The sequence below is a fragment of the Cryobacterium tepidiphilum genome, assembly GCF_003716325.1.
GTDB lineage: Bacteria > Actinomycetota > Actinomycetes > Actinomycetales > Microbacteriaceae > Cryobacterium > Cryobacterium tepidiphilum.
In genome coordinates this window covers 57733-84462 of the sequence record NZ_RDSR01000009.1, presented here as the reverse complement: position 1 = coordinate 84462, position 26730 = coordinate 57733, and the positions used below count along the sequence as shown (strand labels likewise).

24 protein-coding genes, 1 tRNA gene and 1 riboswitch are annotated in these 26730 nt (G+C 69.6%); of the genes, 5 read left to right on the top strand and 20 right to left on the bottom strand.

The window, feature by feature from the left end; translation table 11 throughout:
* Nucleotides 1-15: 15 nt before the first annotated feature.
* The 12 genes from EEJ31_RS07320 to topA form a co-directional block, all read right to left on the bottom strand.
* Complete coding sequence (locus tag EEJ31_RS07320) at nt 16-324, bottom strand: DUF7882 family protein (RefSeq protein ID WP_123045645.1); 309 nt, start codon at nt 322-324, stop codon at nt 16-18.
* Between the two features lie 48 nt (nt 325-372).
* Nucleotides 373-723 (bottom strand): hypothetical protein, encoded by a 351-nt coding sequence (locus EEJ31_RS07315; protein ID WP_123045644.1) that lies wholly within the window; start codon nt 721-723, stop codon nt 373-375.
* Between the two features lie 104 nt (nt 724-827).
* A complete protein-coding gene (locus EEJ31_RS07310; RefSeq protein WP_123045643.1) occupies nt 828-1439 on the bottom strand; it encodes an isochorismatase family protein in 612 nt (203 codons plus the stop codon).
* Nucleotides 1440-1484: 45 nt separating this feature from the next.
* Nucleotides 1485-3287: a D-alanyl-D-alanine carboxypeptidase gene (locus EEJ31_RS07305; protein WP_233563788.1), complete on the bottom strand. Its 1803-nt coding sequence runs from the start codon at nt 3285-3287 to the stop codon at nt 1485-1487.
* 50 nt (nt 3288-3337) lie between these two features.
* On the bottom strand, nt 3338-4321 hold the full coding sequence (locus tag EEJ31_RS07300) for a Gfo/Idh/MocA family protein (protein WP_123045642.1): 984 nt from the start codon (nt 4319-4321) through the stop codon (nt 3338-3340).
* A 99-nt stretch (nt 4322-4420) separates the two neighbouring features.
* A tRNA-Thr gene (locus tag EEJ31_RS07295) sits at nt 4421-4496 on the bottom strand.
* 113 nt (nt 4497-4609) lie between these two features.
* Nucleotides 4610-6145: an alpha/beta hydrolase gene (locus tag EEJ31_RS07290; RefSeq protein ID WP_123045641.1), complete on the bottom strand. Its 1536-nt coding sequence runs from the start codon at nt 6143-6145 to the stop codon at nt 4610-4612.
* A gap of 37 nt (nt 6146-6182) precedes the next feature.
* Entirely contained in the window at nt 6183-7394 is a 1212-nt protein-coding gene (locus EEJ31_RS07285) for a DNA polymerase III subunit delta' (RefSeq protein ID WP_123045640.1), read from the bottom strand.
* A 60-nt stretch (nt 7395-7454) separates the two neighbouring features.
* Nucleotides 7455-8234: an SDR family NAD(P)-dependent oxidoreductase gene (locus EEJ31_RS07280; protein WP_158603922.1), complete on the bottom strand. Its 780-nt coding sequence runs from the start codon at nt 8232-8234 to the stop codon at nt 7455-7457.
* 110 nt (nt 8235-8344) lie between these two features.
* The gene (locus EEJ31_RS07275; protein WP_123045638.1) at nt 8345-9709 is read right to left on the bottom strand and encodes an MFS transporter; all 1365 of its coding nucleotides are present in this window, start codon (nt 9707-9709) and stop codon (nt 8345-8347) included.
* Nucleotides 9709-9816, bottom strand: a riboswitch (TPP riboswitch). It overlaps the preceding gene by 1 nt.
* Before the next feature lie 59 nt (nt 9817-9875).
* Nucleotides 9876-10493 (bottom strand): dTMP kinase, encoded by a 618-nt coding sequence (tmk, locus tag EEJ31_RS07270; protein ID WP_123045637.1) that lies wholly within the window; start codon nt 10491-10493, stop codon nt 9876-9878.
* Nucleotides 10490-13447 (bottom strand): type I DNA topoisomerase, encoded by a 2958-nt coding sequence (topA, locus tag EEJ31_RS07265; RefSeq protein ID WP_123045636.1) that lies wholly within the window; start codon nt 13445-13447, stop codon nt 10490-10492. Before topA ends, tmk begins: the two co-directional genes overlap by 4 nt.
* Nucleotides 13448-13615: 168 nt before the next feature.
* Here topA and EEJ31_RS07260 point away from each other — a divergent pair, with 168 nt between their 5' ends.
* The gene (locus EEJ31_RS07260) at nt 13616-13861 is read left to right on the top strand and encodes a hypothetical protein (RefSeq protein WP_123045635.1); all 246 of its coding nucleotides are present in this window, start codon (nt 13616-13618) and stop codon (nt 13859-13861) included.
* A 32-nt stretch (nt 13862-13893) separates the two neighbouring features.
* On the opposite strand, the gene EEJ31_RS07255 is transcribed toward EEJ31_RS07260, so the two are convergent.
* The 5 genes from EEJ31_RS07255 to EEJ31_RS07235 form a co-directional block, all read right to left on the bottom strand.
* Nucleotides 13894-14337 carry an Rv3654c family TadE-like protein gene (locus EEJ31_RS07255; protein WP_233563787.1) on the bottom strand — a complete coding sequence of 148 codons (444 nt, stop codon included), beginning with the start codon at nt 14335-14337 and terminating at the stop codon, nt 13894-13896.
* Nucleotides 14313-14678: a TadE family type IV pilus minor pilin gene (locus EEJ31_RS07250; RefSeq protein ID WP_267897610.1), complete on the bottom strand. Its 366-nt coding sequence runs from the start codon at nt 14676-14678 to the stop codon at nt 14313-14315. Before EEJ31_RS07250 ends, EEJ31_RS07255 begins: the two co-directional genes overlap by 25 nt.
* The gene (locus tag EEJ31_RS07245) at nt 14659-14859 is read right to left on the bottom strand and encodes a DUF4244 domain-containing protein (RefSeq protein ID WP_123045632.1); all 201 of its coding nucleotides are present in this window, start codon (nt 14857-14859) and stop codon (nt 14659-14661) included. Before EEJ31_RS07245 ends, EEJ31_RS07250 begins: the two co-directional genes overlap by 20 nt.
* Before the next feature lie 135 nt (nt 14860-14994).
* Nucleotides 14995-16023, bottom strand: coding sequence for a type II secretion system F family protein (locus EEJ31_RS07240; protein ID WP_123045631.1), 1029 nt, complete (start codon nt 16021-16023; stop codon nt 14995-14997).
* Complete coding sequence (locus EEJ31_RS07235; protein WP_233563786.1) at nt 16020-17204, bottom strand: TadA family conjugal transfer-associated ATPase; 1185 nt, start codon at nt 17202-17204, stop codon at nt 16020-16022. The genes EEJ31_RS07240 and EEJ31_RS07235 overlap by 4 nt, the downstream gene beginning before the upstream one ends.
* Nucleotides 17205-17859: 655 nt before the next feature.
* On the opposite strand from EEJ31_RS07235, the gene acs reads away from it, so the two are divergent.
* On the top strand, nt 17860-19809 hold the full coding sequence (gene acs / locus EEJ31_RS07230; protein WP_123045630.1) for an acetate--CoA ligase: 1950 nt from the start codon (nt 17860-17862) through the stop codon (nt 19807-19809).
* A gap of 378 nt (nt 19810-20187) precedes the next feature.
* A complete protein-coding gene (locus EEJ31_RS07225; RefSeq protein ID WP_123045629.1) occupies nt 20188-21438 on the top strand; it encodes an acyltransferase family protein in 1251 nt (416 codons plus the stop codon).
* A 51-nt stretch (nt 21439-21489) separates the two neighbouring features.
* On the opposite strand, the gene EEJ31_RS07220 is transcribed toward EEJ31_RS07225, so the two are convergent.
* The 3 genes from EEJ31_RS07220 to EEJ31_RS07210 all read right to left on the bottom strand — a co-directional run bounded on the left by EEJ31_RS07220 (nt 21490) and on the right by EEJ31_RS07210 (nt 22954).
* Nucleotides 21490-22227, bottom strand: coding sequence for a sulfite exporter TauE/SafE family protein (locus EEJ31_RS07220; RefSeq protein WP_233563785.1), 738 nt, complete (start codon nt 22225-22227; stop codon nt 21490-21492).
* Between the two features lie 96 nt (nt 22228-22323).
* Nucleotides 22324-22794, bottom strand: a complete 471-nt coding sequence (locus tag EEJ31_RS07215; protein ID WP_123045628.1) for a RidA family protein — start codon at nt 22792-22794, stop codon at nt 22324-22326.
* 1 nt (nt 22795) lies between these two features.
* Nucleotides 22796-22954 carry a DUF4177 domain-containing protein gene (locus tag EEJ31_RS07210; protein WP_233563784.1) on the bottom strand — a complete coding sequence of 53 codons (159 nt, stop codon included), beginning with the start codon at nt 22952-22954 and terminating at the stop codon, nt 22796-22798.
* A gap of 104 nt (nt 22955-23058) precedes the next feature.
* On the opposite strand from EEJ31_RS07210, the gene EEJ31_RS07205 reads away from it, so the two are divergent.
* Both EEJ31_RS07205 and EEJ31_RS07200 read left to right on the top strand, forming a co-directional pair.
* Complete coding sequence (locus tag EEJ31_RS07205; RefSeq protein ID WP_233563783.1) at nt 23059-25677, top strand: transglycosylase domain-containing protein; 2619 nt, start codon at nt 23059-23061, stop codon at nt 25675-25677.
* Nucleotides 25674-26660 carry a metallophosphoesterase gene (locus tag EEJ31_RS07200; RefSeq protein ID WP_199727300.1) on the top strand — a complete coding sequence of 329 codons (987 nt, stop codon included), beginning with the start codon at nt 25674-25676 and terminating at the stop codon, nt 26658-26660. The genes EEJ31_RS07205 and EEJ31_RS07200 overlap by 4 nt, the downstream gene beginning before the upstream one ends.
* The last annotated feature ends 70 nt before the right edge of the window (nt 26661-26730 follow it).

Here is a 26730-nt window from a genome sequence, read left to right as displayed (position 1 = left end):
TGGCGCAGCGAAGCGCTATTCGGCGTCGACGGGCTCGGGCAGCAGCTGGATGCCGGACCCGCTGTTCGCGGTCTCGACCAGCAGTTCCACCCACGCCTTGTTCAGCGTGGGCTGTTTGCCGCCGTTGAAGATGAACTGCAGGGGGATCGAGGGGTGCACCCAGACGGTGCTGCGGCCACCGCCGCCCTCGGCGCCGTGCTGCCATGACAGCGCGAACTTCTCGTCGCGGCGAAGCTTGGCGAGCATGGCCACCTTGAGGTGCGCGAGGGCACGGTCCTCAATTTCAATTGCAGTGCCCGGCGACCCGTAAATCAGCTTCCCCATGGTGACCTTCTGTGTTCCCAACGCCAAGAAAGCCACCCGTTCGGGTGACTACGCCGAGTCTACGTCGTCAAGGTCGAAGAATGCCGAGGTGGACACGGCCGCAGGCGCGACAATGGCGACATTGCGGGCATCCGTCTGCCGGGTCTTGGCGACGAGCCGCTCGACGGTGTCGCCGACGTCGGGCTCCGCGTAGCGGGTGTCTTCGTGCACGGCGAGGATCTGGCTGGCCGGCCCCAGCACCAGCCGCACCGGCTGGCTGCGCCCCTGGTCGTCGACCGCAGGCAGCTCCACGGCTTCTGCCTTCTGCACGCGGCCCAGCGCCGCCGTCAGGTCCACGAGCGCGTCAGCGACGGTGTCCGGAGTCAGGAACGACTCGCCCGCGTACGAAACCCGTTTCATAACGCCCACCCTGCCTCGGTCGGTCGGGTGCCGCAATGGGTTGACCTTTGACCGGACCCGGTGATCGGATACGACACGCCGACCGGGGTGCGCCCGCCCGGCGGTCAGCGCTCGCTCTCGCGCTGCCCCACCAACACGGCTGACGCCCCGAGCTCCGCCCCGGCGTGGGCGAGCTCGGCGAGGGCCCGCTCGCTCGGTTCAGGAGCGACGCCGGCGATGAGGTCGATGAGGATCCGCACATGCTGACCGTGCTCGATGGCGTCGAGCGCCGAGGCGCGCACACAGTGGTCCGTGGCCAGGCCGACCAGGTCGACATCCGTGATGCCGCGCTCGATGAGCAGGTCACCGACACTCTCACCGGCATCGGTGGTGCCCTCGAAGATGGAGTAGGCCGGCTTGCCCTGGCCTTTTCGGATGTGGAAGGAGACGCTGTCGGTTGTGAGCGCGGGGTGATATTCGGCCCCCGGGGTGCCCGCGACGCAGTGCACGGGCCAGGTGGTCACATAGTCGGGTTCGTTCGGGCGCGCGAAGTGCCCGCCGTTGTCGTTGTCAGGGTCGTGCCAGTCCCGGGAGGCGAGGATGTCGTCGTAATAGTCCGGATGCTCGGCCAGCAGCTGGGAGATGCCGGCCGCAACGGCAGCGCCGCCGTCGACGCCGAGGGCTCCTCCCTCGGTGAAGTCGTTCTGCACGTCGATGATGAAAAGCGCTCGCGCCATGGTCGCTCCTTGCCGTGTTGAGGGTGGCCGCCGGTACTGCCGAGCCTAATTGTCCGAGAGGTTGTCGCCACAGCGGTAGAACGCGGCGGCGAGGGTGTCGATGGCTTGTTTCGCGTCGTCGCTCACGTCGCCGAGGGCGTAGAGGGCGAAGGTGAGGTCGGTGTTGTCGTCGGCGTGGATGATGCCGGCGAGTGTGTAGCCGGTGTCGATCCAGCCCGTCTTGGCGAAGACGGAGCCGTCGGCCACGGCGTTGTCGCCCGTGAACCGGTCGTCGTAGGAGAGGGAGCCGGTCTCTCCGGCGATCGGCAGCCCGTCGTAGATGTAGCCGAGGTCGCCGTCGCGCGCGTTGATCTTCATGAAGAGCTGGGTGAGGTACGACGGTGGGACGGCGTTGTCGTCGCTCAATCCGGAGCCGTCGGCGATCACGATGCCCGTGGTGTCGATCCCGTATTGCTGCAGGCCGGCCAGTGTCGACTCCTGGAGCGCGTCGAAGGTGTTGCCGGCGCCCTGCTTGATGGCGGTGAGGCGCGCGAGCATCTCGGCGAGCGCATTGTCGGAGACGAGGAGCGCCTGCTGGATCAGCGTCGACACGGGCTGCGACTGCACCGAGGCGAGCTCCTTCGCCCCTTCCGGCGCCGTGCCGCGCGTCACGTCGAGGCCGCCGCCGAGGGCCTCGGCGAAGGCGTCTCCGGCGCGCCCGACGGGATCGTCGCTGCGCGGCGACACGTCGGCGGTGGGGTCGTCCCGGTCACCGTCCACTTCGAGCGCGGTGATCTTCGGCATGTACCCGTCGACGCGTTCCTTGGTGTTCCAGCTGGGCTGCCAGTCCGGATCGCCGAACAGCGATGCGTCGAGCACCAGCGACGTGATCGGCTGGCCCTGGTTGGCGGGGTCGGCGTCCCAGGCGGCACGGGTGAGTTCGGCGAGGGTTTCGAGGTGCGCGGCGCCGATGTAGGTCGATTCCTGGCCGACCGGGAGCCGGGTGAGGGTGAGGTCGCCGCCGCCGACGAGCACGACGCTCCCCGGCTCGCTGCCCTTGACCACCGTCGTCTCGGCCCGGTAGTCGGGTCCGAGCACGCTGAGCGCGGCGGCCGAGGTCAGCACCTTCAGCACGCTCGCGGTGCGCGAGGCGGTGTCGCCGCCCCGATCGAAGAGCACCTCGCCGGTCTTGGCGTTGCGCACCTGTGCCTGGAGCTCTCCCAAGCGGGGATCGGCGGCGAGATCGGCGACCGAGCAGGTGCGGATGCGCGCGGGCTCGGCCGTTGCGGCGGGGGCGCTCCGCACGGGGTCGGGGGTGGGGGTGCTGACCGCGGCCACGGGGGCGCGCTCGGCCGTGGCGTTTCCCGCGTAGACCGCGCCGGTGCCGAGGATCGCGAAGGCGACAAGCGCGGCCGCTGCGGCCAGTCCCCGGGGGAAACGTGAGCCTGCGCCTCCCGTGCCGGCTGCGGCATGGGTGGCGGCGGGCGGCCCGTGCAGCACCTCGCCGTCGGCGGTAACGATGGGCCCGGTAGCCCGCGCATCACGAGCGTCGGCCGTGGGTGCGTCGGAGCGGAACAGCAGCGCATCGAAGTCGTCGCCCCCGGCAACGGATGCCCCGTCCGCGTCCACCTTCGGCAGGCGTCGGGTGGGTCGGGTGTCGGCGGATGCGACGTCTACGCTGGCCAGGTCGGCGTCGGCCGGCGACTCAGGGTCGGAGGCCGGGTCGGAGCCGGCAGGGGTGTCGGAGTTGCCGGCGGGCGTCGCCGAGCCGGCACCGGCGGGCGTCGTCGAGCCGGCGGGCGAAGCATCCGTTGCCCCCTCGGCGGGACCTGCGGGCGTCTCGTCGTCTGGCTGTTGCTCGTCATCCACCCCTGCATTTTACGTGGGCGGAATGTGGGAAGAGGCCGGGAAGGGGGCCGCTACTCGCCCGGGTAGCGGAGCCCGATCTGGGCGCGGATCTCGTCGAGCGTCTCCATGATCGCGATCGATTCGTCGGCGGGGAGGACGTCGCTCGTGGTCTTGCCGGCGCGAACGAGCTGCTCGGCCTCGGCGGCCTGGAACTGCATGCCCCGGCCGGTGACCTCGGCCGTGAACGACTCGATCACCTCGTTGTGGCTGTTGATCACTTGGAACGTGGTGGGCGAGTACCAGACGTGGTCGATCTCGATGCGGGCCTCCGTGCCGAGGATCGTGGCGCGGTTGGGCCCCGTGGTGTCGCTGGCCGAGAGGGTGGTGGCGATCTGGCCTCCGGCGTAGCGGAAGATGGTGGCGACCTGCGCATCAGCCCCGGTCTTCTTGAAGGTCGCGCTGGCTTGGATGCTCTCTGGGCGCCCGAACAGCGCCGAGGCGAACGAGATCGGGTAGATGCCAAGGTCGAGCAGGGCGCCGCCGCCGAGTTCCAGCGCGTTGAGGCGGTGCGCGGGGTCGTTGGAGAGCAGCTGGGTGTGGTCGGCGAGCAGGGTGTGCACGTCGCCGAGGGTGCCCGCCGCGAGAATCTCGCGGATCCGCACCATGTGCGGCAGAAACCGGGTCCACATCGCCTCGAGCACGAGCAGGTTCTTGCTCGCGGCGAGGTCGAAGAGGCGACGCGCCTCCGCGGCGTTCAGGGTGACGGGCTTCTCGACGAGCACGTGCTTGCCGGCGTTCAGGGCGAGGGCTGCGGTGTCGGCGTGAAACGGATGCGGCGTGGACACGTAGACAATGTCGACGTCGGGGTCGGCGACGAGGTCTTCATAACTCCCGTGGGCCGTCGGGATGCCGAACCGGGCGGCGAATGCGTCGGCGGACGCCTGGGAGCGGGACCCGACCGCTTGCACCTGGAACCCGTTCAGCACCAGATCGTTCGTGAACGAGTGGGCGATGCCGCCCGTGGCCAGAATGCCCCATCGCAGTGCGTCAGTCATGCACAGGAGCCTACCCGCGCGTGACCCTCTGACGACTGCCGGTTGCTATGCCCGTTGCTATCGGGTTCCGACCGCTGGGTCTGCTTCCCGCGTTATTACTGGGGCCGCCTATCAGAATCGAACTGATGACCTATTCATTACGAGTGAATCGCTCTACCGACTGAGCTAAGGCGGCGGGTCCTGGTCCTCCCTCGCGGGAAGCCCGGTGACACAGCATCCAAGCTTAGCGGGTCTTGGCGACCTTCGTGAACACGGCGCAGGCGGGGCGACGGTTCCGCGCGCGCCGCGTCAGCAGCGCGGGTCGGTGGCGGGGACCGTGCCCTTGAGGAAGTAGGCGTCGACGGCGTTGTTCACGCAGGCGTTGGACTTGTTGTACGCCGTGTGCCCCTCGCCGGTGTACGTCACGAGGTGCCCGCTGTCGAGCTGCTCGGCCAGGCTCTTCGCCCACACATACGGGGTCGCCGGGTCGTTGGTGGTGCCGACGACGAGGATCGGCGCGGCACCGGGGGCGTGGATCTCGGTGCGCTTTCCGGTGAAGTGATACGGCCAGTTCGCGCAGGTGATGTCGCCGTAACTCATGTACGGGCCGATGACCGGCGCCGCCTTCGCGATCTTGGCCGCCTCCGCCCGCATCGACGCCGGGTCGTCGTTGTAGTTGTAGTCGAGGCAGTTGATGGCGGTGAACGCTTCGGTGGAGTTGTCTTTGTAGGTGCCGTCGTCGGCGCGGCCGTTGTAGGCATCGGCAAACTGGAACGCGTAGTCGGCCTGACCGCGCAGCACGCTGGCGAACATGTCGCTGAGGTACGACCATGCGGTGGCGTCGTACAGCGGGTAGATGATAGCGGTGAGCAGCGCGCTCGAGCCGAGCTGTCGGCCGTCGCCGGCGGCGATGGGGCTGCGATCAACGGAGTCGAGGAGCGACCCGATGGTGTCCATGGCTGCGTCGACAGACCCCGAGAACGGGCAGTCTTGGCCGGCGAGGCAGTCGGTGAGGTAGGCGCGCAGCGCGCTCTCGAACCCCTCGGCCTGGGTCTTCGTCACCTCGAAGTTGGTCGTCGACGGGTCGACGGCACCGTCGAGCACCAGCCGCCCCACCTTCTCCGGGTACAGGCCGGCGTAGGTGGCGCCGAGGAATGTGCCGTAGGAGTACCCGAGGTAGTTGAGCTTCGCGTCGCCGAGCACCGCGCGCAGCAGGTCGAGGTCGCGGGCGGCGCTCACGGTGTCGACGTCGCCGAGCAGCGCGCCGGTCTTCTGCTTGCACGCGGATGCGAAGTCCTTGGCGGACGCCTCCAGCTCGGCGATCCACGCGTCGGTGCCGCGCTCGGCCTGTGGAATACCGTAGAGGTACTCGTCCATCTTCTTCGGCCCGTAGCAGGCGACCGCCGAGGAGCGGCCGACGCCCCGCGGGTCGAATCCCACGATGTCGTACCCGGCCTGCAGCTTGTCGTCGGTGGCGTAGTCGAGCGAGTCCTTGATGAAGTCGTACCCGGATGCGCCGGGTCCGCCGGGGTTCACCAGCAGCGACCCGAGTCGCTCACCGGTCGCCTGGTGCCGCACGAGCGCCAGGTCGACGGCGCCCGACCCGGGGTCGGACCAGTCGAGCGGCGCCTTCGCGGTGGCGCACTGCAGGCCGTCGCCGCAGCCCTTCCAGCTGAGCGACTGGTGGTAGAAGGTCTCGAGCGCCGGGTCGACCTTCTCGCCGGTGGGTGTGGAGGTGGCCGGCGCGGGCGCGGTGGGCACCGACCACGGGGCACAGCCGCTCAGGCCGAGGCCCAGCGCGAGGGCGGCGGCGATCGCCGGCACGATTCGGAGGCGTTTGCTCACGGGAACCTCTTCTTGATCTTGGTCGGTGCGGGCGCGCTCATCGGCGGATCGCCGAGACCAGCATGGCCTCGAGCGCCAGTGCCGGGGCCACGTTCGCCTCGATGCGCTGCCGGGCGAGGGTGATGGCGTCCATGGTGGCCAGTGTGGCCGACGGGGTGGCGGCTGCCGCGGCATCCGTCACCTCGCGAGCGAGTTCGCGGTTGATCACCGCCTGTTCCCGCCCGAGCTGCACCATGAGAATGTCGCGGTAGAGCGAGGCCAGGTCGACGAGGATGCGGTCGATGCCGTCGCGCAGGCTCCGGGTGGCGCGGCGCTTCTGGTCGTCTTCCATGTCTTTGAGCTGGCCGCGCAGGCGCGCGGGAATCGCCTGCCCCTCGTCGAGCCCCAGGGAGCGCAGCACGGCCTTACGCTCCTCGGCGTCACGCTCCAGGGTGATGGCCTTCGCGTCGTCGCCGGCGATCGCGATCATGCGCGCGGCCCCGTTGACGGCGGCCGAGACCGAGCGGATGCCGAGGGCCGCCCGCAGGGTCTCCTCACGTCGCGTCTCGGCCTCGGGGCTCGTCGCGAGGCGGTGCGCCATGCCGATGTGGCTCTGCGCATGCCGGGCGGCGCGCTCAGCGGTGACCGCGTCGACGCCGTCGCGGCGCTGCAGCAGCTCCGCTACGTCGTCGACCGACGGAACCCGCAGGCGAACGGTGCGCACGCGCGACCGGATGGTGGGCAGCAGGTCCGCTTCGCTGGGCGCGCAGAGTATCCACACCGTGCGCTCCGGCGGTTCCTCCAGCGCCTTGAGCAGCACGTTGGAGGTGCGCTCGACCATGCGGTCGGCGTCTTCGACGACGACGACCCGGTAGCGGCCGACCGACGGCGAGTACTGCGAGCGCGCGACCGCCTCTTTGACCGCGTCCATCTTGATGATGACGCCTTCGGTGGAGAGCAGGATGAGGTCGGGGTGCGTGCGCGCCTCGACCTGTCGTCTCGCGGCCTCGTCGCCCTCGGGCGTGCCGGGGCCGAGCAGCGCCGTCGCGAACGCGAACGCCAGGTTGGAGCGCCCCGACCCGGGCGGCCCGGTGATGAGCCAGGCGTGGGTCATGGAGGAGTGGTCGTCGGTGGCCGGCGGGGCGGTCAGGACCTGCCCGTCAGACGCTGACGAGTCGGCCATGGCGACGGCGACGCCGGGGCGCTCGGCGGCCGCGCGGAACACCGCGATAGCCTCCGCCTGGCCCGTCAGGTCGTCCCACACCGTCATGATGCAAGGCTACCGGTCGCCCCTGACACAGCCCTGACACTTCTGCGGGAGGCGGGCCCGCTACATGCTGCGGTGCTCGCGCGTCGCCTCCTCCAACGCGCCGAGGCGAGGCGCGAGTGCCGCATCGACCGCGAGCGGATCGGTGACGTTCAGGTCCTGCATCTTCCGCCGGGTGGGCAATGCGGTATTGATCTCGTGCGCCCCCGACTCCAGTGCGGCGAGCACATCGGCCACGACATCCTCGACAGGACGCCGGCCGAACCCGAGATCCTCCCCCGCCGTAGAACTGTCCATCATGGGCGTCGCCGTCGCCCCGGGGTAGGCGGTCGCCACATGCACGCCGGTGCCGTGCAGCTCGCGCCGAAGCGCCTCACCGAAGTGCGCAATGCCCGACTTCGTCGCGGCATAGACGGTATAGAACGGCATCCCGACGAGGGCGATGCCGCTGGAGATGTTCAGGATGATGCTGCCGCGATCGCTGCCGGCGGCACGCAACGGGCCAAGGAGCGACCGCGTGAGCAGGATCGGGGCCGTGAGATTGAGGTCGATCATCGCGTGGATGTCCGACTCCGGCAGCTCATCCAACCGCCCGGCCCGCACGTTGCCGGCGTTGTTGACCAGAAGGTCCGGCGAGGCCGCCGCCGCCTGGATGCGTTCGGCGGCGCCCGGCGCCGTGACGTCCAGCTCCAGGATGGAGGCGGCGCCACCGGCGCTCCGAACGAGTTCCGCCGTCTCATCGAGCGTCTCCTGACGACGACCGACCAGCAGGAGATCCCCGCCTCGCCTGCCGAACTCGACGGCGAGCTCTCGTCCGATGCCGCTTCCGGCCCCGGTGATCACGCCTCGGCGATTCCTTAGATCCATCGTCTGCTCCCACTCGTCACGGTCCCGGCTTACCGTCGCCAGTCAAGTCCGGATCGAGCCGCCCGCCAAGGCATCCGCGGCGGAAGTTACGACAGCGCGGCGCCTTTGAGCTCGGGAAGCAGAAACGCGCCGACTGCCGCGATCACGAAGACCACGCCGAAGACGAGGAACAGAACCGGCGCTCCGCCCAGGGCGAGGAGCGGCGGCACGGAGAGCGGCGCCGCGATCGACGCGATCCGTCCGACGCTGGCCGCCCAGCCGGCTCCCGTGCCCCGCAGCGCGGTCGGGTAGATCTCGGGCGTGACCGCGTAGAGGGCGCCCCACGCGCCCAGGTTGAAGAACGACAGCAGCATTCCGGCCGCGATGATCTGCGCGACCGAGCCGCTCACCGCGCCGAACCCGAAGAGCACGGCCGACCCTGCGGAGCCGAGGAGGAACACCGCGAGGGTGAGCCGGCGGCCCCATTTCTCGACCAGATAAGCGGATGCCGCATATCCCGGCAACTGCGCCAGCGTGATGATGAGGGTGTATTCGAAGGATCGCACCAGGGGGAATCCAGCGGCGACGAGAATGCTCGGGAGCCAGATGAAGGCCCCGTAGTAGGCGAAGTTGACGGCCGCCCACACCAGCCACACGGCGAGGGTGCGCCGCCGCAGTTCAGGCGCGAACAAGCCCGCGAGGCGGCTACGCAGTGCAGCCGGGGCGGCGCCGGCGTGCGTGCCGGCACCGCCTTCCGCAGGTGGAGAGGCGACGCCGGCCTCCGTCTCGAACTCCCGCACGATCGTCTCGGCCTCGTCGTGGCGCCCCGCACCTTCCAGGAATCGCACGGACTCCGGGAGCCGCAGGCGAACCAGCACCGCCCAGACGGCGGGCGCGGCGCCGATCAGAAGCGCCCAGCGCCATCCGTTCTCGCTCGTCGGGATGACCAGGTAGCCGAGCACGGCCGCCCCGATCCAGCCGACCGCCCAGAACGCTTCGAGGATGACGACGACGCGACCACGGATGCGCCGGGGCGCGAATTCGCTGACGAGCGTCGACGCGACCGGCAGTTCGGCGCCGAGCCCGAGGCCCACGATGAACCGCAGCACCAGCAGCACACCCACCGACCACGACAGCGCGGAGAGTCCGGTGGCGATCCCGTAGATGAGCAGGGTGAGGGCGAACACGTTGCGGCGCCCGAGGCGGTCGGCGAGGAGGCCGCCGAGAGCGGCGCCGATGGCCATGCCGGCGAAGCCGGCCGAGGCGACCCAGGAGAGCGCCGAGGCGTCCGTGCTCCAGGTGATCGACAACTGGGCGATGACGAACGAGATCAGGCCGACGTCGAGCGCATCGAGAGCCCAGCCGACCCCGGAGCCGAACAGCAGCCGGGTGTGGCGTTTCGTGAACGGCAGGCGGTCCAGGCGGTCGGCTCGACTCACCGTGGGCGCGTTCAACACTTCGACAGATTCCATGGACGTCTTGCCCTGCTTCCTTCGTCGGCATTACCCAGACAGGTTCAACGGTCGCAGGCAGCACCAGCCCGATCTCAGCCCCTGCCGGGGCCCCCGTGTGGATCAGGAAAACCGTAGCAGTAGCGTGTCGTCGCGGCGGCCTTCATGGCCTTATATGACGCCTTTCTTAGAGCAGGGCGGCGACCCGCGAACGGATGCTGTCGGCCAGGCTCTCGACGGATGCCGCGGCGTCGAGCACGAGGAAGCGGTCGGGTTCGGCGGCGGCGAGGTCGAGGAACGCCGCCCGGACCCGGCCGTGGAACTCCTGTTTCTCAGCCTCGAGCCGGTCGAACACCTTGTCGGCGGCGTCCAGCCGGGTGCGCGCGACGGACTCGTCGAGGTCGAGCAGGATCGTGAGGTCGGGAAGCAGTCCCTCGACCGCCCAGAGCGACAGGTCGCGCACCTCGGTGGCGCCGAGCACCCGGCCCGCGCCCTGGTATGCGACGGAGGAGTCGAGGTACCGGTCCTGGATCACCACGGCGCCCCGATCGAGGGCCGGGCGCACCTTGGTGGCGATGTGCTGGGCGCGGTCGGCCGCGTAGAGCAGCGCCTCGGCCCGGGGCGAGACTTCGCCGCGGTGATGCAACACGATCTCGCGGATCCGGGTGCCGACATCCGTGCCGCCCGGCTCACGGGTGCGCACCACACTGCGCCCCTGGCCCTCAAGCCAGGTGGTGAGCAGCGCGGCCTGCGTCGACTTGCCCGAGCCGTCGCCGCCCTCGAACGTGATGAAAAGACCGCTCACTCCGTCGCGGTCGCCTTCTTCGTGGCGGGGGCCGTGGTCTTCTTGGCGGCGGGTTTCGCATCCGCTGCCGACGCATTCGTCTTCTTGGCCGTCGCCTTCTTCGCCGTGCCGGTCGCTGTCTTCTTGGCGGGCGCCTTCTTGGTCGCTGTCTTCTTGGCCGGCGCCTTCTTGGCGGCGGCCTTCTTCGCGGGAGCCTTCTTGGTCGCCGGACCCTTGGCACGCTTGTCGGCGAGCAGCTGCACGGCCCGCTCGTAGTCGACGTCCTCGATCGACTCGGCCTTGGGAATCGTGGCGTTGGTGACGCCGTCGGTCACGTAGGCGCCGAAGCGGCCGTCCTTGATCTTGATGGCCTTACCGCTGTCGGGGTCGGGCTTCTCGAACTCCTTGAGCGCGCTGGAGGCGCGGCGGGCGCCGTACTTGGGCTGCGCGAACAGTTCGAGGGCACCGGGCAGGTCGATCTCGAAGATCTGGTCCTCGCTCGTGAGCGAGCGGGTGTCGGTGCCCTTCTTCAGGTACGGGCCGAAGCGGCCACCCTGCGCGGTGATCTCCTCGCCCGATTCCGGGTCGAGGCCGACGACGCGCGGCAGGTTCAGCAGCGCCAGGGCGGTGTCGAGGTCGATGGTCGCGAGGTCCATCGATTTGAACAGGGATGCCGTGCGCGGCTTCGGCGCGGCCGGCGCCTTCTTCGCGGCGGCCTTCTTCTTCGGCTTGGCGTCGGCGCTGTCGGCGTCCGCGCTCGTCACCTCGCCGGTGGCCGGGTTCACGGTCTCGCCGGTTTCCGCCTCGGTCGCCTCGGGTTCCGGATCGAGCTCGGTGACGTAGGGGCCGAACCGGCCGTCCTTGGCCACGATGTTCTTGCCGTTCTCCGGGTTCACACCCACGACGCGGTCGGTCAGCACGGGCGCGTCGACGAGTTCGCGCGCCTTGGCGGGGGTGAGCTCGTCGGGGGCGAGGTCCTCGGGGATGTTCACCCGGCGCGGGGTGGCATCCGCGGCGGCCTGCGGATCGACGACCTCGAGGTAGGGGCCGTACTTGCCGATGCGGAGCGTGATGTCGTCGTCGATGCGCACCGAGTTGACGGCGCGCGCGTCGATCTCGCCGAGGTTGTCGATCACCTGGCGGAGTCCCCGGTGCTTGGCGGAGCCGAAGTAGAAGCTGTTCAGCCAGTCGACCCGCTCCGCCTCGCCGTCGGCGATGCGGTCGAGGTCGTTCTCCATCTCGGCGGTGAAGTCGTACTGCACGAGGTCGCCGAAGTAGTCCTCCAGCAGGCGCACCACCGAGAACGCGATCCAGTTGGGCACGAGCGCCTGGCCCCGCAGCCGCACGTAGCCGCGGTCGGTGATGGTGGAGATGATCGACGCGTAGGTGGACGGCCGGCCGATGCCGAGCTCTTCCAGCTTCTTCACGAGGCTCGCCTCGGTGTACCGGGCGGCGGGCGTGGTCTCGTGGCCCTTGGCCTCCACCTCGCGCATCCCCAGCTTCTGGCCTTCCGTCAGCGGCGGCAGCTTGGATTCCTTGGCGTCCTGCGGCGCGTTGCGCTCCTCGTCGCGGGACTCCTCGTAGGCGAGCATGAAGCCGCGGAACGTGATGACCGTGCCGCTGGCGGCGAACTCGGCGAGCGCGCCGGAGGCCTTCGGGTGAGCGGCGTCGCCCGTGGGGCCGGCCTCGATGGTGACCGACGCGGTCGACCCCGTCGCATCCGCCATCTGGGAGGCCACCGTGCGCTTCCAGATCAGGTCGTAGAGCTTGAAGTCGTTGCCGCGCAGGCTCGACGACAGCGACGCCGGCGTGCGGAAGGTGTCGCCGGAGGGGCGGATCGCCTCGTGGGCCTCCTGCGCGTTCTTGCTCTTGCCCTTGTACAGGCGCGGCTTGTCGGGCACCGTCTCGGGCCCGTAGAGCGCGGCCGCCTGTGTGCGGGCCGCGGTGATCGCCTGCTGCGACAGCGACGGAGAGTCGGTGCGCATATAGGTGATGTAGCCGTTCTCGTACAACGACTGCGCCACGCTCATGGTCTGGCGGGCGGTGAACCGGAGCTTCCGCGCGGCCTCCTGCTGCAGCGTGGAGGTGGTGAACGGCGCGGCCGGGCTGCGACGGTACGGCTTGGAGCTGACCTTGGTCACCGTCACGGCGACCTCGGGCGCCTTGAGGGCGTCGGCGAGGGCGAGGGCGGATGCCTCGTCGAGCGTCGCCGCGCTCACCTTCGGCTTGAGCTGGCCCAGGTCGTCGAAGTCGCTGCCCGTGGCGATGCGCTCCCCGTTCAGGCGAACCAGACGGGCGTCGAACGTGTCGTCGGCGCCGGCGCTGTCGCCGACGGATGCCGCGAGCAGGGCCGTGAGGTCCCAGTAGCTCGCCGAGACGAAGGCCAGGCGTTCACGCTCCCGGTCGACCACGAGGCGCGTCGCCGCCGACTGCACGCGGCCGGCCGAAAGCCCGGGGCCCACCTTGCGCCACAGCACCGGGGAGACCTCGTAGCCGTAAAGGCGGTCGAGGATGCGACGGGTCTCCTGTGCGTCGACGAGCGAGGTGTCGAGGTCGCGGGTGTGGTCCTTGGCCTGGAGGATCGCGTCTTTGGTGATCTCGTGGAACACCATGCGGCGCACGGGCACCTTCGGGGCGAGCACCTGCAGGAGGTGCCAGGCGATGGCCTCACCCTCGCGATCCTCATCAGTTGCGAGGAGGAGTTCGTCGGCGTTCTTCAGCGCGCGCTTGAGCTCGGCGACCGTCTTCTTCTTGGAGTCGGACACCACGTAATACGGCTCGAAGCCGTTCTCGACGTCGACGGAGAACTTGCCTAGCGGGCCCTTCTTGAGCTCCGGCGGCAGGTTCTTGGGTTCGATCAGGTCCCGAATGTGGCCCACCGAGGACAGCACCTCGTAGCCGTCGCCCAAATATCCTGCGATCGACTTCATCTTCGTCGGTGACTCGACGATGACCAGCTTCTTCGTGCCTGGCACCAGACTCCTCTTAAATGTCAAGGTCCCGTTCGAGGACCAAGGCACACCATACACATACGAATGGAGTACCCGCCTAATTCGTGGCCGCCGGTTTCCGCGTGCAGCGCGCACCGACGCCCTCACGGCGCAAACCCTTGCCTCTTGCCGTTTGCTGAGGACAATGGGGGTATGGCTGCAACGGAGCAAACCTACGGAACCTACACGGCGAAGCTGATGAACGGCCCGCTCGAGGGTAAGACGATCAGGACCGAGTTCCTGGAGTCCGGCGATCCGCAACCGAGGATCGAGATCCCCACCGGTACCAGTGGAAAACGGTACCTGTATGTGCGAGGCGCCGACCTCGAGTTCGACGGGGAGGGCTCCGAGCAACCGACGGCGGTTGCCTACCGCTTCCTTGAGGCCGTCTTCGAATAGTACTGCTCCTTTCTCTATAGAGGAGTCGCAGCTCACAGGAGTCGCAGCTCGCAGGAGTCGCAGCTCGCGTTAGTTTCCACCCGCGGTCCCTTGAACGCGCGTTCCCGGTTCGCGCGTTCCGGGTTCGCGCGGGGTGGCCCCGCGCGCGCCTCGGCGCCGAGCCGGAAGCCGGCAACCCTGCGCTCGACCGCGACGGTGGCTATCAGGTCGTCGACCCTGCAGGCGGCAACGGTTGCCCCGTTGAGCGCCGCCGCCGCCGCGGCGGCCTCGCAGGGGATCCCGGGTACCGCCCCGGAGGCAGTGTCGGCGGCGGCGAGTGCCGCGGCATCCGCTGCGCCCTGCACGCCTTGCCCGAGCGCGAGCATCGCGAGCGCCGGCACCAAGACCGCTGTCAGGAGCAGGCAGGCGCCGAGGATGGCGACCGCGAGGACCGATCCCGAGCCGAGGTCGTTCACGGGACGCCGGCGAGCGCGCACGAGGACGCCTCCAATCGCAGGCCCGCGGCCGCGAACGGCAGGAACGCGCTCGGCGCATTCAGGCGCGCGCACACGAACTGCCCCTGATGGTCGCTGCCCAGCGTCACGCTGCCGACGCTCTGCCGGGCGATCGCGGTCGCCGCGTCCACCCCGTCGCCGCGCGCCAACGACCGGGCGGCGCTGGCGGCGGCATCCGTCATGCGCACGTGCTGGCCGGCGACCTGCACGGCACCGAGGCAGGCGGCCAGCACGAGCATGACCGCGGGCATGACGGTCGCGAACTCAGCCGTGACACTGCCCGTCTCCCCGCGCCGGAGTGGCCTACCCCACCGTGAGCGCACTGCGCACCAGGTCGGTGAGGATCCCCCGCACCTCGTCACTCCGCAGGATGACAATGAGGAGGCCGGCGAACCCGACCGCCGCCATCGTCGCAACGGCGTACTCGGCCGTCGCGGCACCCTCCTCGCTCGGCGTGCGGAGTCTCAGCCGCTCGAGCACGCGCCTCACCAGTCTTCTCAGCATGGTTCACTCCTTCTGCGTCCGTCGACGCGATCGTGGTGGCGCGAGCAGGTCCAGCCTGCCCCGCCCGCGCCAGCCCGGCCCCGAGCCCACGGGTTCGGTGCACAACCCGCGCGGCCTGGCGGCTGTGGAGGACGGCTACAGCACCGCGAACGTGGAGGCCAGGACGCCGAGCAGCAGCGGCGCCACACCCACGAGCATGAACGCCGGCAGCACGCACAGCCCCAGCGGAAGCATCAGCGCCACGGCGAGGGTCTCAGCCCGCCGCTGCCCCTCGCTGCGCGCGGCCCTCCGCACTTGCTCCGCCTCGCTCCGCAGCAGCTCGGCGGCGGGCACACCGGCGCGGGTGGCGAGGTCGAGCACGGCCGCGACCGTCACCTCCGCGTCGCCTGCGGACAGCTCGTAACGGTCGATGGCCGTCGCCACCAGCTCACGGGCCCGGGCAACGGATGCGCCGCCGGCCATGCCGATCGCGGTGAGGTCGAGCGCCAGGCCGGGTGCGGCATCCGTCGCCTGCGCCCGCCGCACCAGACGCCGGTTCCATCGCGCGCCAATCGCGATGAGTGCCGCACCGGCGGCGAGGCAGAACAGGCCGGGCAGGGTCGCGACGAGCGCGTGCACGGTGTCGAACCCCATCAGAATGCCGAAGCCCAGGCCGACCACGGGCAGGGTGAGCACGACACGGGCTGTCGCCGCCGGGCCGGCGAGGGCGACGCCCACATCGCGCTGCAGCTGGCCGAGCTGCCGAAACGAGGCGGCAAGCTCCCGCAGGGATCCCGCCAGCGGCGCCCCCGCCTCCGTCGCCACCGCCCAGGCCGCGGCGAGCGCGAGCCAGGCGTGCCGCTCCGCGCCGGGCAACGGATGCGCCGCCGCGGCCACGGCGTCGGCCACGTTCCCGCCTGCCGCGCCGGCGAGCGCGGCAGCATGAACAACCGGAGATGCCCCGCGCGCGGCCTCCCTTCCCGAATCCCGCCGGCCCACCTCCGGATTGGCGGCGCTTCCCGCCCCGTCCGCAGCGTCGGGTGCGGCTTCCGCCGGCAGCAGGTACGTCCAGGCCGACGCCGGCGACACCCCGGCCGAGAGCAGAACTGCGAGACGCTGCGTGACAGCGGCCACCTCGTCGACCGGCGGGTCAGGGGCACTCTGCCGCCGGCGGAACCGAATCACCAGCCCGGCCCCGAAGCGTCGTCGGTCAGCGCGTCGGCCTCCTCCACCGTGAGCGTTCCGCGCTCCCCCACAGCGAACCGGCCCACGGCCGCAAGACGACGCAGCCCGTCGCGGCGCTCGAGGTGCAGCACGAGGTCGAACGCGCTGACCGTCTGCCGCGCCACGGCCTCCGGGCCCAGCCCGGCGAGCGCGCCCAGCGCTTCGAGGCGGGCCGGCACGTCGGTGAGCGAGTTGGCGTGCATCGTTCCCGCGCCGCCGTCGTGCCCGGTGTTGAGCGCGCCGAGCAGCTCCCGGATCTCCGCACCCCGGCACTCCCCCACCACGAGCCGGTCCGGGCGCATCCGCAATGCCTCGCGCACCAGCGACTCGACGCCGATGCGTCCCGCCCCCTCAAGGTTCGGCTGCCGGGCCTCGAGTGCCACGACGTGCGGGTGCGCGATGTGCAGCTCCGCCACGTCCTCGATGACGACGATGCGCTCGTGGGCGGGCGCCTCCCCGAGCAGCGCCGCCAGCAGGGTCGTCTTGCCGGTGCCGGCGGCGCCCGTGATCAGCAGGTTTTCGCGGCGCATCACCGTCGTGCGGAGCCGTTCGCGCAGCGCCTCGCGCCGCTCTCCGTCTCCGCACAACCCGGCGTCGACCAGCCGGTTCAGGCTGAGGCCGGCCGCGCGCGGCAGCCGGATCGAGATGAGCGTGCCGGTGCTCGAGACCGGCGGCAACACCGCATGCACACGGATGCCGCCGGCCAGCCTCACATCCACACACGGGCTGGCCTCGTCGATGTGGCGGCCGCCCCGCGCGATGAGCCCCACCGCGAGCTCGCGCGCCTGCCGCTCGTCGGCCTCCCACTCGTTCCGGTGCCGCAGCTCGCGCCCGTCGTCGACCCACAGGCCGGACTCCCCGTTCACGAACAGGTCGGTCACGCCGGGCTCGGCGGCGAACGGCGCGAGCGGCCCGAGCGCGGACACGTCGCACTGATTGCCGGCGAGCGCAGGGGTTCCGTGGTCAGCTCCGTGGAGCGCCACGCCGTCGAGCGAACTGTCCGTTTGCGCCCGGTCATCGTCGGTATCCCAGGGGGCGATGCGTTCGTCGGCGCTGGCAGGCACGATCCTCCCGGTGCCGTCCGCGTCGGCCGGGGACCTCGCCGTCGCGAACGACGGAACGGCGACGAACGGCATGGTCATGCGCACACCGTACGGGCGCACGGGCACCGCTTCTTCTCGTCCCGCTGACCTCGGGACAGCCACCGCCACCCGCTCGCCTGTGGAGGACGCCGACGAGAACGCGACCCAACGTCACATCCACTCGTGGCCCACTCAGCCCGTGAGGGGTCGCGTTTACCTAGTGCCAGCCGGCCCGGACTAGGTAAAGCTGGCCCCTCACACGCGGCGCGCGCGAGCGTCGGGCGCGGGGCGCGCGAGCGTCGGGCGGGCGACGGCGGCACGTCCGGCGACGGTGGCTTTAAAGAGAAGGGGGCGGTACCCATTGGGGGGAACGGGTACCGCCTCGGCAACGCGCGAATTGGGGGGAAAAAGCGCGTCACGGGTCTGGACTTTCGTCCGACTCGGATCAGTGTATGCCGACGCGTCGTCAAAACCAAGGTCATTTGCCCCCATTTTCGAGGGCAACTGCTTGGGGGGCATGGGCACCCCTCGAAACGCCCCGAAAAGACGCGGAAAAGGCGCCGCCGCGAGCCGAAAACTCGCGGGAGATTGTCCGAAGATGACCTCCCACGTCACCCGAAGAATGCCCCGGCGCCGACGAGAGTAAGGTTTTGTCCGTCGCGTGACAAGCCCCGCGCATCCGCCCATCGCCTCGCAAAGGAGCGACAGTAGATATATGAGCACCCAGATCGATCACCTGCTCGACGAATCGCGCCGATTCCCGCCCTCCCCCGAGTTCGCCGCGCAGGCGGTGGCCACCGAGCAGCTCTACACGGATGCCGCGGCCGACCGCCTGGCCTTCTGGGCCGACCGGTCTCGCGAGCTCCTGCACTGGCACACCCCGTTCACGCGCACCCTCGACTGGTCCAACCCGCCGTTCGCGAAGTGGTTCGACGACGGAGAGCTCAACGTCGCGTACAACTGCCTCGACCGTCACGTCGAGGCCGGCAACGGCGACCGCGTCGCCTTCCACTTCGAGGGTGAGCCCGGCGACACCCGCACGCTCACCTACGCGGAGCTCACCGCCGAGGTCAAGAAGGCCGCGAACGTGCTCACGAAACTCGGCATCAGCGCCGGCGACCGGGTCGCGATCTACCTGCCCATGATCCCCGAGGCCGTGATCGCCATGCTCGCGGTCGCCCGCATCGGCGCCGTGCACTCGGTGGTCTTCGGCGGATTCAGCGCCGACAGCATCCGCTCGCGCATCGACGACGCGAACGCCAAGCTCGTCATCACCGCCGACGGCGGCTACCGCAAGGGCAAGGCCTCGAGCCTGAAGCCAGCCGTCGACGCGGCCCTCACCGGCGGCGACGGGACATCCGTCGAGCACGTGCTCGTCGTCAAGCGCACCGGCCAGGACGTGGACTGGACCGACCGCGACCTCTGGTGGCACGACGAGATGGCCGCCGCACCCGCCGAGCACGAGGCGCAGCCGTTCCCGGCCGAGAACCCGCTGTTCATCCTCTACACCTCCGGCACGACGGGTAAGCCGAAGGGCATCCTGCACACGAGCGGCGGCTACCTCACGCAGACCGCGTTCACCACCCAGGCCGTGTTCGACCTGCACCCCGAAACGGATGTCTACTGGTGCACGGCCGACGTCGGCTGGGTCACCGGGCACAGCTACGTGGTCTACGGTCCCCTCGCCAGCGGCGCCACCCAGGTGCTCTACGAGGGCACCCCCGACACCCCGCACCCCGGCCGCTGGTGGGAACTCATCGAGAAGTACAAGGTCTCGATCCTCTACACCGCACCCACCGCCATCCGCACCTTCATGAAGCTCGGCCGGCAGATTCCGCAGAAGTTCGACCTCTCGAGCCTCCGCGTGCTGGGCTCGGTGGGCGAGCCGATCAACCCCGAGGCCTGGGTCTGGTACCGCGAGGTCATCGGCGCAGGCAAGACGCCGGTGGTCGACACCTGGTGGCAGACCGAGACCGGCGCCATCATGGTCTCCGCCCTGCCGGGCATCACGTCGCTGAAGCCCGGGTCGGCGCAGGTGCCCATCCCGGGCATCTCGATCGACGTGCTCGACGACAGCGGCACGCCCGTCGGCGAGGGCAACGGTGGCCTGCTCGTCGTCACAGAGCCGTGGCCGTCGATGCTGCGCGGCATCTGGGGCGACCCGGATCGCTTCAAGGAGACCTACTGGGAGAAGTTCGGCGACAAGTACTTCGCCGGCGACGGCGCGCGCCTCGACGACGACGGCGACCTCTGGCTGCTCGGACGCGTCGACGACGTCATGAACGTCTCGGGCCACCGCCTCTCGACGGCAGAGATCGAGTCGTCGCTGGTGGCGCATCCGCTGACCGCCGAGGCGGCCGTCGTCGGGGCGTCCGACGAGACGACCGGGCAGGCGGTGGTGGCGTTCGTGATCATCAAGGCCAGCCAAACGGATGCCGCCTCCGCCGGCGACGTGGCCGAGATCCTGCGGGCCCACGTGGCGCAGCAGATCGGCGCGATCGCGCGGCCGCGGCAGATCTTCGTCGTCAACGAGCTGCCGAAGACCCGCTCGGGCAAGATCATGCGGCGGCTGCTGCGGGACGTCGCCGAGGGCCGCGAGGTGGGCGACACCACGACGCTCGCCGACACCGCGATCATGCAGGTCATCACCGACGCGATGAAGTAGGCGGGGGCCGCGACGCTTACCCCCGCCCGCTCGGCGCCGCTAACTCCGGAGGAATCGCGGACGGACCGACAGGCTGCCGCATAGACACGCGGGCACACGTGCGCCCGCGCGGCCGATCCCCGGAGTTAGCGACGGGGATCGGCGGGAGCATTGGAGCGGCCCGACCCCGACCCGGCGCTCCCGCCCGCCCGCCCGGCGCTGCTAACTCCGGAGGACCGGCGCTGCTAACTCCGGAGGAATTGCGGACGGACGGTCGGGATGCCCGTAGACGCGCGGCCCTGCCGCGCCCGCGCGGCGGATCCCCGGAGTTATCGACGGGGAGAGGGGGGCGGGGGGCGCGACGTGCCGGGGCGAGCAGTGCACGCCTAGGGTGGAAGCGTGGCAGGCACGAGGGCAGGTGCAGCGGCCGGCACGGGCGCGGGCCAGCGCCCGAGCGGCTCCGTCGGGCGACTGCACGCCCTCGACGCGCTGCGCGGGGTCGCCGCCGCCGTCGTGCTCGTGCACCACGTCTCGATGACGGTGCCGGCCATCTCTGAGGCATACCGGTCCAGCCGGGGTGTGGAGTTCGCCTCCGTCGGCTGGTGGGCCACCCTCTCGCCGCTCAAGATCGTCGTCGCCGGCCCGGAGTTCGTGCTGGTCTTCTTCGTGCTGAGCGGCTTCGTGCTGGTGCGCTCGCCCCTCGGGGCGGTCATCCGCGGCAACGGATACGCCTGGCTCGCCTATTACCCGCGCCGCGTGATCCGGTTGGCCCTTCCCGTGCTCGTCTCGATCCTGCTCGCGGGACTCTGGATCGCGCTGGTGCCGCGCACCGGCGACCCGTCCGCCGGGCCGTGGCTGGCCCGGCAGGCCGATGCCGACCTGAGCCTCGGGAACTTCCTGCGGGAGGCGAGCATCGTGGGCCTCGCGGAACGTCCCGACGTGAACCCGCCGTTGTGGTCGCTGGTCTGGGAGATGTGGTTCTCGTTGCTGCTGCCGCTGTTCGTGGTGCTGGCCCTGGCGATGCGCGGCCGCCGCCGGGTTGCCTTCTGGGCCCTGCTGCTCACCGCCGTCGCGACCACCGGTTACGTCACCGGCATCGAGCCGCTCATGTTCCTCCCGGCGTTCGCGCTCGGCGGGCTCCTCGCCGCCCACTACGACGAGCTCCGCGAGCGCGGCGCCGCGCTCGCCCGTCGCCCTGCCGGCACGGCCGCGTGGATCGGCCTCACGCTGCTCGGCCCGCTCCTCCTCATCCTGCACTGGCTGCTACGCCAGGTGCTCACGGGGTTCTGGGGCGACGTGACACTCTCGCTCCGAGTGCCCGGCGCCTTCCTTGTGGTCGCGTGCGTCGCGTTGTGGCCGGTGCTGCAGCATCCGTTGACAACCCGGCCGCTGCTCTGGCTGGGCCGGGTGAGCTTCAGCCTTTACCTGGTGCACTTCCCGATCGTGGTGACGTTCGCCACGCTGTTCGGGCCGGAGCGGTGGTGGCTGGGGGCGCTGTGCTCGGTGCCGCTCAGCCTGGTTTTCGCTCAGCTGATGACGCGCTGGGTGGAGCAGCCGGCGCAGCGCCTGGGCGTGCGCGCCGGCGAGGCCGTCAGCGGCGCCTTCGGCCGCTCCCACCCCGAGCAGAACCGCCCCGCGCCCGGCCTTTAGGCCCTGCTACCGGTCACTGCTTCTCGTCACTGCGATTCCGCCGACCCGAGCTCAGGCCAGCAGCCCGTGGATGATCGTGACAATCGCGCCCCCGAACGCGATCACGATCACCGCGGTGCGCGCGGCGTCGTGACTGATGCGCTTGCTCAGCCGGTCGCCGACGGTAAGGCCGACCAGAAGTGCCGTGAGGATGGTCAGCCACTCCCACCAGGCCAGGAGCGACGTGACGCTCTCGCCCGAGAACCACAGCTTCGTGGCCAGCGACGTGAAGCCCACCGTAAAGAAGTACGGCTGCAGCGTTGCCGCAAACGGCCGCTGGTGCCAGCGGGTGAGCACCGCGTAGATGCCGATGGCCGGGCCGCCGACGGCCGCCGCCGAGTTCATCGCCCCAGAGGTGAGGCCGGCCACCACGGCGGGCACGACGCCCGTCACCGTGACGTTGAACCGCGACGCCACGAGCGACGCGATCAGCCCGAGGATCAGCAGCACCCCGATCGACACCGACAGAATCGGTCCCGGCAGCGTCGCGGCCAGCCACGACCCGGGCAGCACGCCGATCAAGGCCGGCACCACCAGCAGCACGTACCGCCGCCACTCCACATGCCGCCAGACCCGGGCCAGCACGAGCGCCGCCATCACCAGGGCACAGGCGTTGATCACAAGAATCCCGTCGAAGGGACCGAGCAGCAGCACCAGAAACGGCGAGCTGACCAACCCGAATCCCATGCCTGCAATGCGCTGTGCGCCGGCACCGAAGATCACGGCGACGACCACGAGCGCGATCAGCACGAGATCACCGGCGTTCCCCCGCCGCGAACGGTGAGTTGCGACACGCGGCGGGGGTCAACGTCGTACGGTCGAGGCAACGCTCAGTTCGCGGGCTGGTCACGCGAACGAGACGATGAGCTCGACCTCGACGGGCGCATCGAGCGGCAGCACCGAAACCCCCACGGCCGACCGCGCGTGCACGCCGATGTCGCCGAAGACCTCGCCGAGCAGCTCGGAGGCGCCGTTGATGACACCCGGCTGCCCGGTGAACGACGGGTCGGATGCGACGAAGCCCGTCACCTTGACCACTTGCGTCACCCGGTCGAGCGACCCGATCACCGCCTTGATGGCCGCGAGGGCGTTGAGCGCCGACTGGCGCGCATACTGGCGCGCGTCATCGGCCGGCACGAGACCCTCGCCGTCGCCGACCTTGCCGGTCGCGGGCAGCTTGCCCGCCACCATCGGCAGCTGACCCGCGGTGAAGACGAGCGTGCCCGAGACGATCGCCGGCACGTAGGCGGCCACGGGCGGCACGACCTCGGGTAATTCGATGCCCAGCTCCGCCAGGCGGGTTTCGATCATCGACATGTCAGGCCCCCACAGCGGATGCGTCGACATCCGTCGTCGCCGACGCCAGCGGGCGCTTCAGATAGGCGACCAGTCCGCCCTCGGGACCGGTGACGACCTGCACCAGCTCCCAGCCGTCGGCTCCCCAGTTGTTGAGGATGGCCGCAGTGTTATGAATCATCAACGGCGTCGTGAGGTATTCCCAGGCAGGCATGGCTCTCCCATTCAGGTGGATTTTCAGCTTCGTCCCTTACGCTCAATCCTATGTCTGCCAAAAATCGTTCGATGGGTCGTTGGGTCGGGGGGCTTCTTGGCTTCGTCGGCATGAGCGCCATCGCCGGCGTGCTCGTCACCGTCGCTGTCACCCCTGCCCTGGCCGTGTCCGGCATGGCTGCGACGAACACGATGAACGTCTTCGAGAACCTGCCCGAGTACCTCAAGATCGACCAGCTCTCGCAGAAGAGCAACATCTACGCGAAGAAAGACGACGGCGGCAAAGTGCTGCTTGCCTCCTTCTACGACCAGAACCGCGTCGAGGTCGGCTGGGACCAGATCAACCAGTTCGTGAAGGATGCTGCGGTCGCCGGCGAGGACCCGCACTTCTATGAGCACGGCGGCATCGACATCGGCGGCACGATCAAGGGCGCTGTGCAGACGGTCGCCACCGGCCGCACCCGTGGCGGCTCCTCCATCACCCAGCAGTACGTGAAGAACGTGCTGGTGCAGAAGTGCGAGCTCATCAGCAACGAAGAGAAGCGCAACGCCTGCTACACCGACGCGACCGAGACATCCGCTGAGCGCAAGCTCCAGGAGATGCGCTACGCGATCGGCGTTGAGAAGGAGTACTCGAAGGACGAGATCCTCAACGGGTACCTCAACATCGCCCTCTTCGGCGGCACCGTCTACGGCATCGAGTCGGCGGCGAACTACTACTACAACACGAGCGCGTCCAAGCTGACGCTGCCGCAGGCGGCAAGCCTCGTGGCCATCGTGAACAACCCCGTCAAGTTCCAGCTCGACAACCCCGACAGCCCGACCAACGGCAAGGCCAACGGATACGCCGACAACAAGTCGCGCCGGGACTACATCCTTGACGAGATGCTCAAGTACGGGAAGATCACCGAGAAGCAGCACGACGAGGCGATCGCCACCAAGATCGAGCCGAAGATCACGCCGCCGAGCACCGGCTGCGCCTCGGCCAAGGCGAACGCCTACTTCTGCGACTACGTGACCCACATCCTCCGCACCGACCCGACCTTCGGCAAAGACGAAGAGACCCGCCAGCAGAACTTCCGCCGCGGCGGCTTCGACGTGTACACGACGCTCGACCTCGACGTGCAGAACGCGGCCGTCAAGACCATCAAAAAGAACGTTCCGATGACTTACGACGGCTGGAACGAGGCCGCCCTCGCCACCAGCGTGCAGGTCGGAACCGGTCGCATCCTCGCGATGGCGCAGAACAAGATCTACAGCCAGGACCCCGACGTGCTGGCGAAGAGCGACAAGTACTCGCCGATCAACTACAACACGGATGTCGGCTTCGGCGGCTCGAGCGGGTTCCAGCCCGGATCGACGTACAAGGTCTTCACTCTCGCGGAGTGGCTGAAAGAAGGCCACACGCTGAAGGAGCACACCGATTCCGCGTACCGCGACAACTGGGGCGACTTCCGCGACAGCTGCCATGGCACCCAGAACTATGATGCCCAGGGCTTCAGCCCGCAGAACGATGAAGACGGCGAGACCGGCTCGGACTACACAGCCCTGTACGCCACCGAGCGGTCGATCAACACCGCCTTCATCGGCATGGCGAAGGAGCTAGACCTCTGCGGTATCGCCAACACGGCGAAGGACTTCGGAGTGCACCGCGCCGACGGCGACCCGTTGAAGCAGTCGGCTGGCACCGTGCTCGGCACCAACGAGATCGCGCCGCTGACGATGGTCACCGCCTACGCGGGCATCGCCAACAAGGGCAAGGTCTGCACTCCGATCGCGATCGACAAGATCATCGGCCCGGAGGGCAAGGAGCTGCCGATTCCGAAGTCCGAGTGCCACCAGGCCATCGACAAGAAGCTCAATGCCGGCCTCACCTACGCCATGGGCAAGGTCATGACGGATGACGCCGGAACCGCGACGTCGTCGTACTACGCCACCGAGCCCAAGGTGCCGATGATCGGCAAGACCGGTACCACCGACGGCAACGTGGACACGTGGATGAACGGCGCCAGCACCAAGGTTGCCACCGTCGTGGGTCTCGTGGGCCTGAAGGGCGAGGGCCACCACGTGCTCAACCAACGCGAAGTGTTCTTCGACAGCGGCCGCGCCGCAGAGGCTCGTCACCGCATGTGGCCCGACATCATGTCGGTCGCCAACGCCAAGTACGGCGGAGACGACTTCCCCGAGCCGGCACCGGACGTCATCCAGGCCCCGCAGGTCTCGATCCCCGACGTTCGCGGCATGTCCGTCTCCGAGGCCCAGTCCGCGCTGAACAAGGCCGGCTTCAACCCGATGGTGGGCGGCGACGTCGACTCCTCGCTGCCGAAGGGCACCGTCACGGGCACCGACCCGTCGGGCATCACGGGCCGCGGTTCGACCGTCACGATCTACACCAGCAACGGCTCGCTGACCGTCGTTCCGGATGTCACCGGGCAGAATGAGCAGGCCGCTCGCGGCGTTCTCAGTGGGTTCGGCGTCTCGACCGAGACGAAGGACACCAGCGACAAGTCGCAGGACGGCGTCGTCATCTCGCAGTCGCCCGGCGGCGGGAACGAGGCCAGGCCCGGCAGCAACGTGACCATCACCATCGGTCACTACGTCGCCCCGCCGAAGGAGGAGCCCAAGCCGACGGCGACCAAGGCTCCGGAGCCGACCAAGGAGCCCACGAAGCCGAAGGACAAGAAGGGTTGAGCGCCCTCCGCCTCGGCGGCAAGGTGGCCGCGCTGACTGCAGGCGCAGTCGGCGCGGCCGGCCTCGGCGCCTTCGCCTGGGGAGCACTCGTGGAGCGCAACGACTTCACGCTGCGCGAGGTGACGGTGCCGGTGCTGCCGCCGGGGGCGGAGAGCATCCGCGTGCTGCATCTGTCCGACCTGCACATGGCGCCCTGGCAGACCGACAAGCAGGACTGGATCCGCGCGCTGGCCGACCTGAAACCCGACCTCATCGTGAACACGGGCGACAACCTGGGCCATGCCGACGGCATCCGTGGCATCGCCTACGCCCTCGCCCCGTTCGAGGGCGTGCCGGGCGTGTTCGTGAACGGCTCGAACGACTACGTCGGACCGCAGCCGAAGAACCCGCTGAAGTACTTCGGCGGCCCCTCGGTGGTGCATCCCGAGGTGGAGCGGCTCGACATCGACCGCCTGCTCGGCGTGTTCGAGAACCTCGGCTGGGTCGACCTGAACAACAAGGCTGGCGCCCTCGACCTGGGCGGCACGCACTTCGAGTTCTTCGGGGTCGACGACCCGCACGTGGGGCGTGACCGCCTCGAGGTGATCACGGGCGCGATCGACGACCTGCGCGCGAACGACCCGCTCTCCGACGAGACCTGGCCCGACCCATCCGTTGCGGCCGAACCGCGCCCCACGGTGACCGTCGGCGTCGCACACGCGCCGTACCAGCGGGTGCTGAACTCGTTCGTGAACCACGGCGCGCAGCTGATCTTCGCCGGGCACACGCACGGCGGCCAGGTCTGCGTTCCCGGCTTCGGCGCGCTCGTGACCAATTGCGACATCCCGCGCAAGCAGGTGAAGGGGCTGAGCCTCTGGCACCAGGGCCTGCGCACCGCGTACCTGAACGTCTCGGCCGGCCTCGGCACGTCGATCTACGCGCCGGTGCGCTTCGCCTGCCCGCCCGAGGCGACGCTCCTCACCCTCACCGCCGGCTCGTTCTGACCCGTCGTCCGCGAATTCGCGGTGCGCGGGTTGAACGCCGCTTCGCGGGCTGAATTCAACGAGCGTAGCG

Excerpts from the sequence above, each read along its gene's own strand:
- EEJ31_RS07215 (WP_123045628.1), bottom strand. The coding sequence starts at position 22,794 with ATGTCGATGATCGAAACCCGCCTGGCGGAGCTGGGCATCGAATTACCC.
- EEJ31_RS07300 (WP_123045642.1), bottom strand. The coding sequence starts at position 4,321 with ATGACTGACGCACTGCGATGGGGCATTCTGGCCACGGGCGGCATCGCC.
- EEJ31_RS07245 (WP_123045632.1), bottom strand. The coding sequence starts at position 14,859 with ATGCTGAGAAGACTGGTGAGGCGCGTGCTCGAGCGGCTGAGACTCCGC.
- EEJ31_RS07275 (WP_123045638.1), bottom strand. The coding sequence starts at position 9,709 with ATGGAATCTGTCGAAGTGTTGAACGCGCCCACGGTGAGTCGAGCCGAC.
- EEJ31_RS07320 (WP_123045645.1), bottom strand. The coding sequence starts at position 324 with ATGGGGAAGCTGATTTACGGGTCGCCGGGCACTGCAATTGAAATTGAG.
- acs (WP_123045630.1), top strand. The coding sequence starts at position 17,860 with ATGAGCACCCAGATCGATCACCTGCTCGACGAATCGCGCCGATTCCCG.
- EEJ31_RS07315 (WP_123045644.1), bottom strand. The coding sequence starts at position 723 with ATGAAACGGGTTTCGTACGCGGGCGAGTCGTTCCTGACTCCGGACACC.
- EEJ31_RS07205 (WP_233563783.1), top strand. The coding sequence starts at position 23,059 with ATGGGTCGTTGGGTCGGGGGGCTTCTTGGCTTCGTCGGCATGAGCGCC.
- EEJ31_RS07310 (WP_123045643.1), bottom strand. The coding sequence starts at position 1,439 with ATGGCGCGAGCGCTTTTCATCATCGACGTGCAGAACGACTTCACCGAG.
- EEJ31_RS07235 (WP_233563786.1), bottom strand. The coding sequence starts at position 17,204 with ATGACCATGCCGTTCGTCGCCGTTCCGTCGTTCGCGACGGCGAGGTCC.
- EEJ31_RS07210 (WP_233563784.1), bottom strand. The coding sequence starts at position 22,954 with ATGATTCATAACACTGCGGCCATCCTCAACAACTGGGGAGCCGACGGC.
- EEJ31_RS07260 (WP_123045635.1), top strand. The coding sequence starts at position 13,616 with ATGGCTGCAACGGAGCAAACCTACGGAACCTACACGGCGAAGCTGATG.
- EEJ31_RS07285 (WP_123045640.1), bottom strand. The coding sequence starts at position 7,394 with ATGACGGTGTGGGACGACCTGACGGGCCAGGCGGAGGCTATCGCGGTG.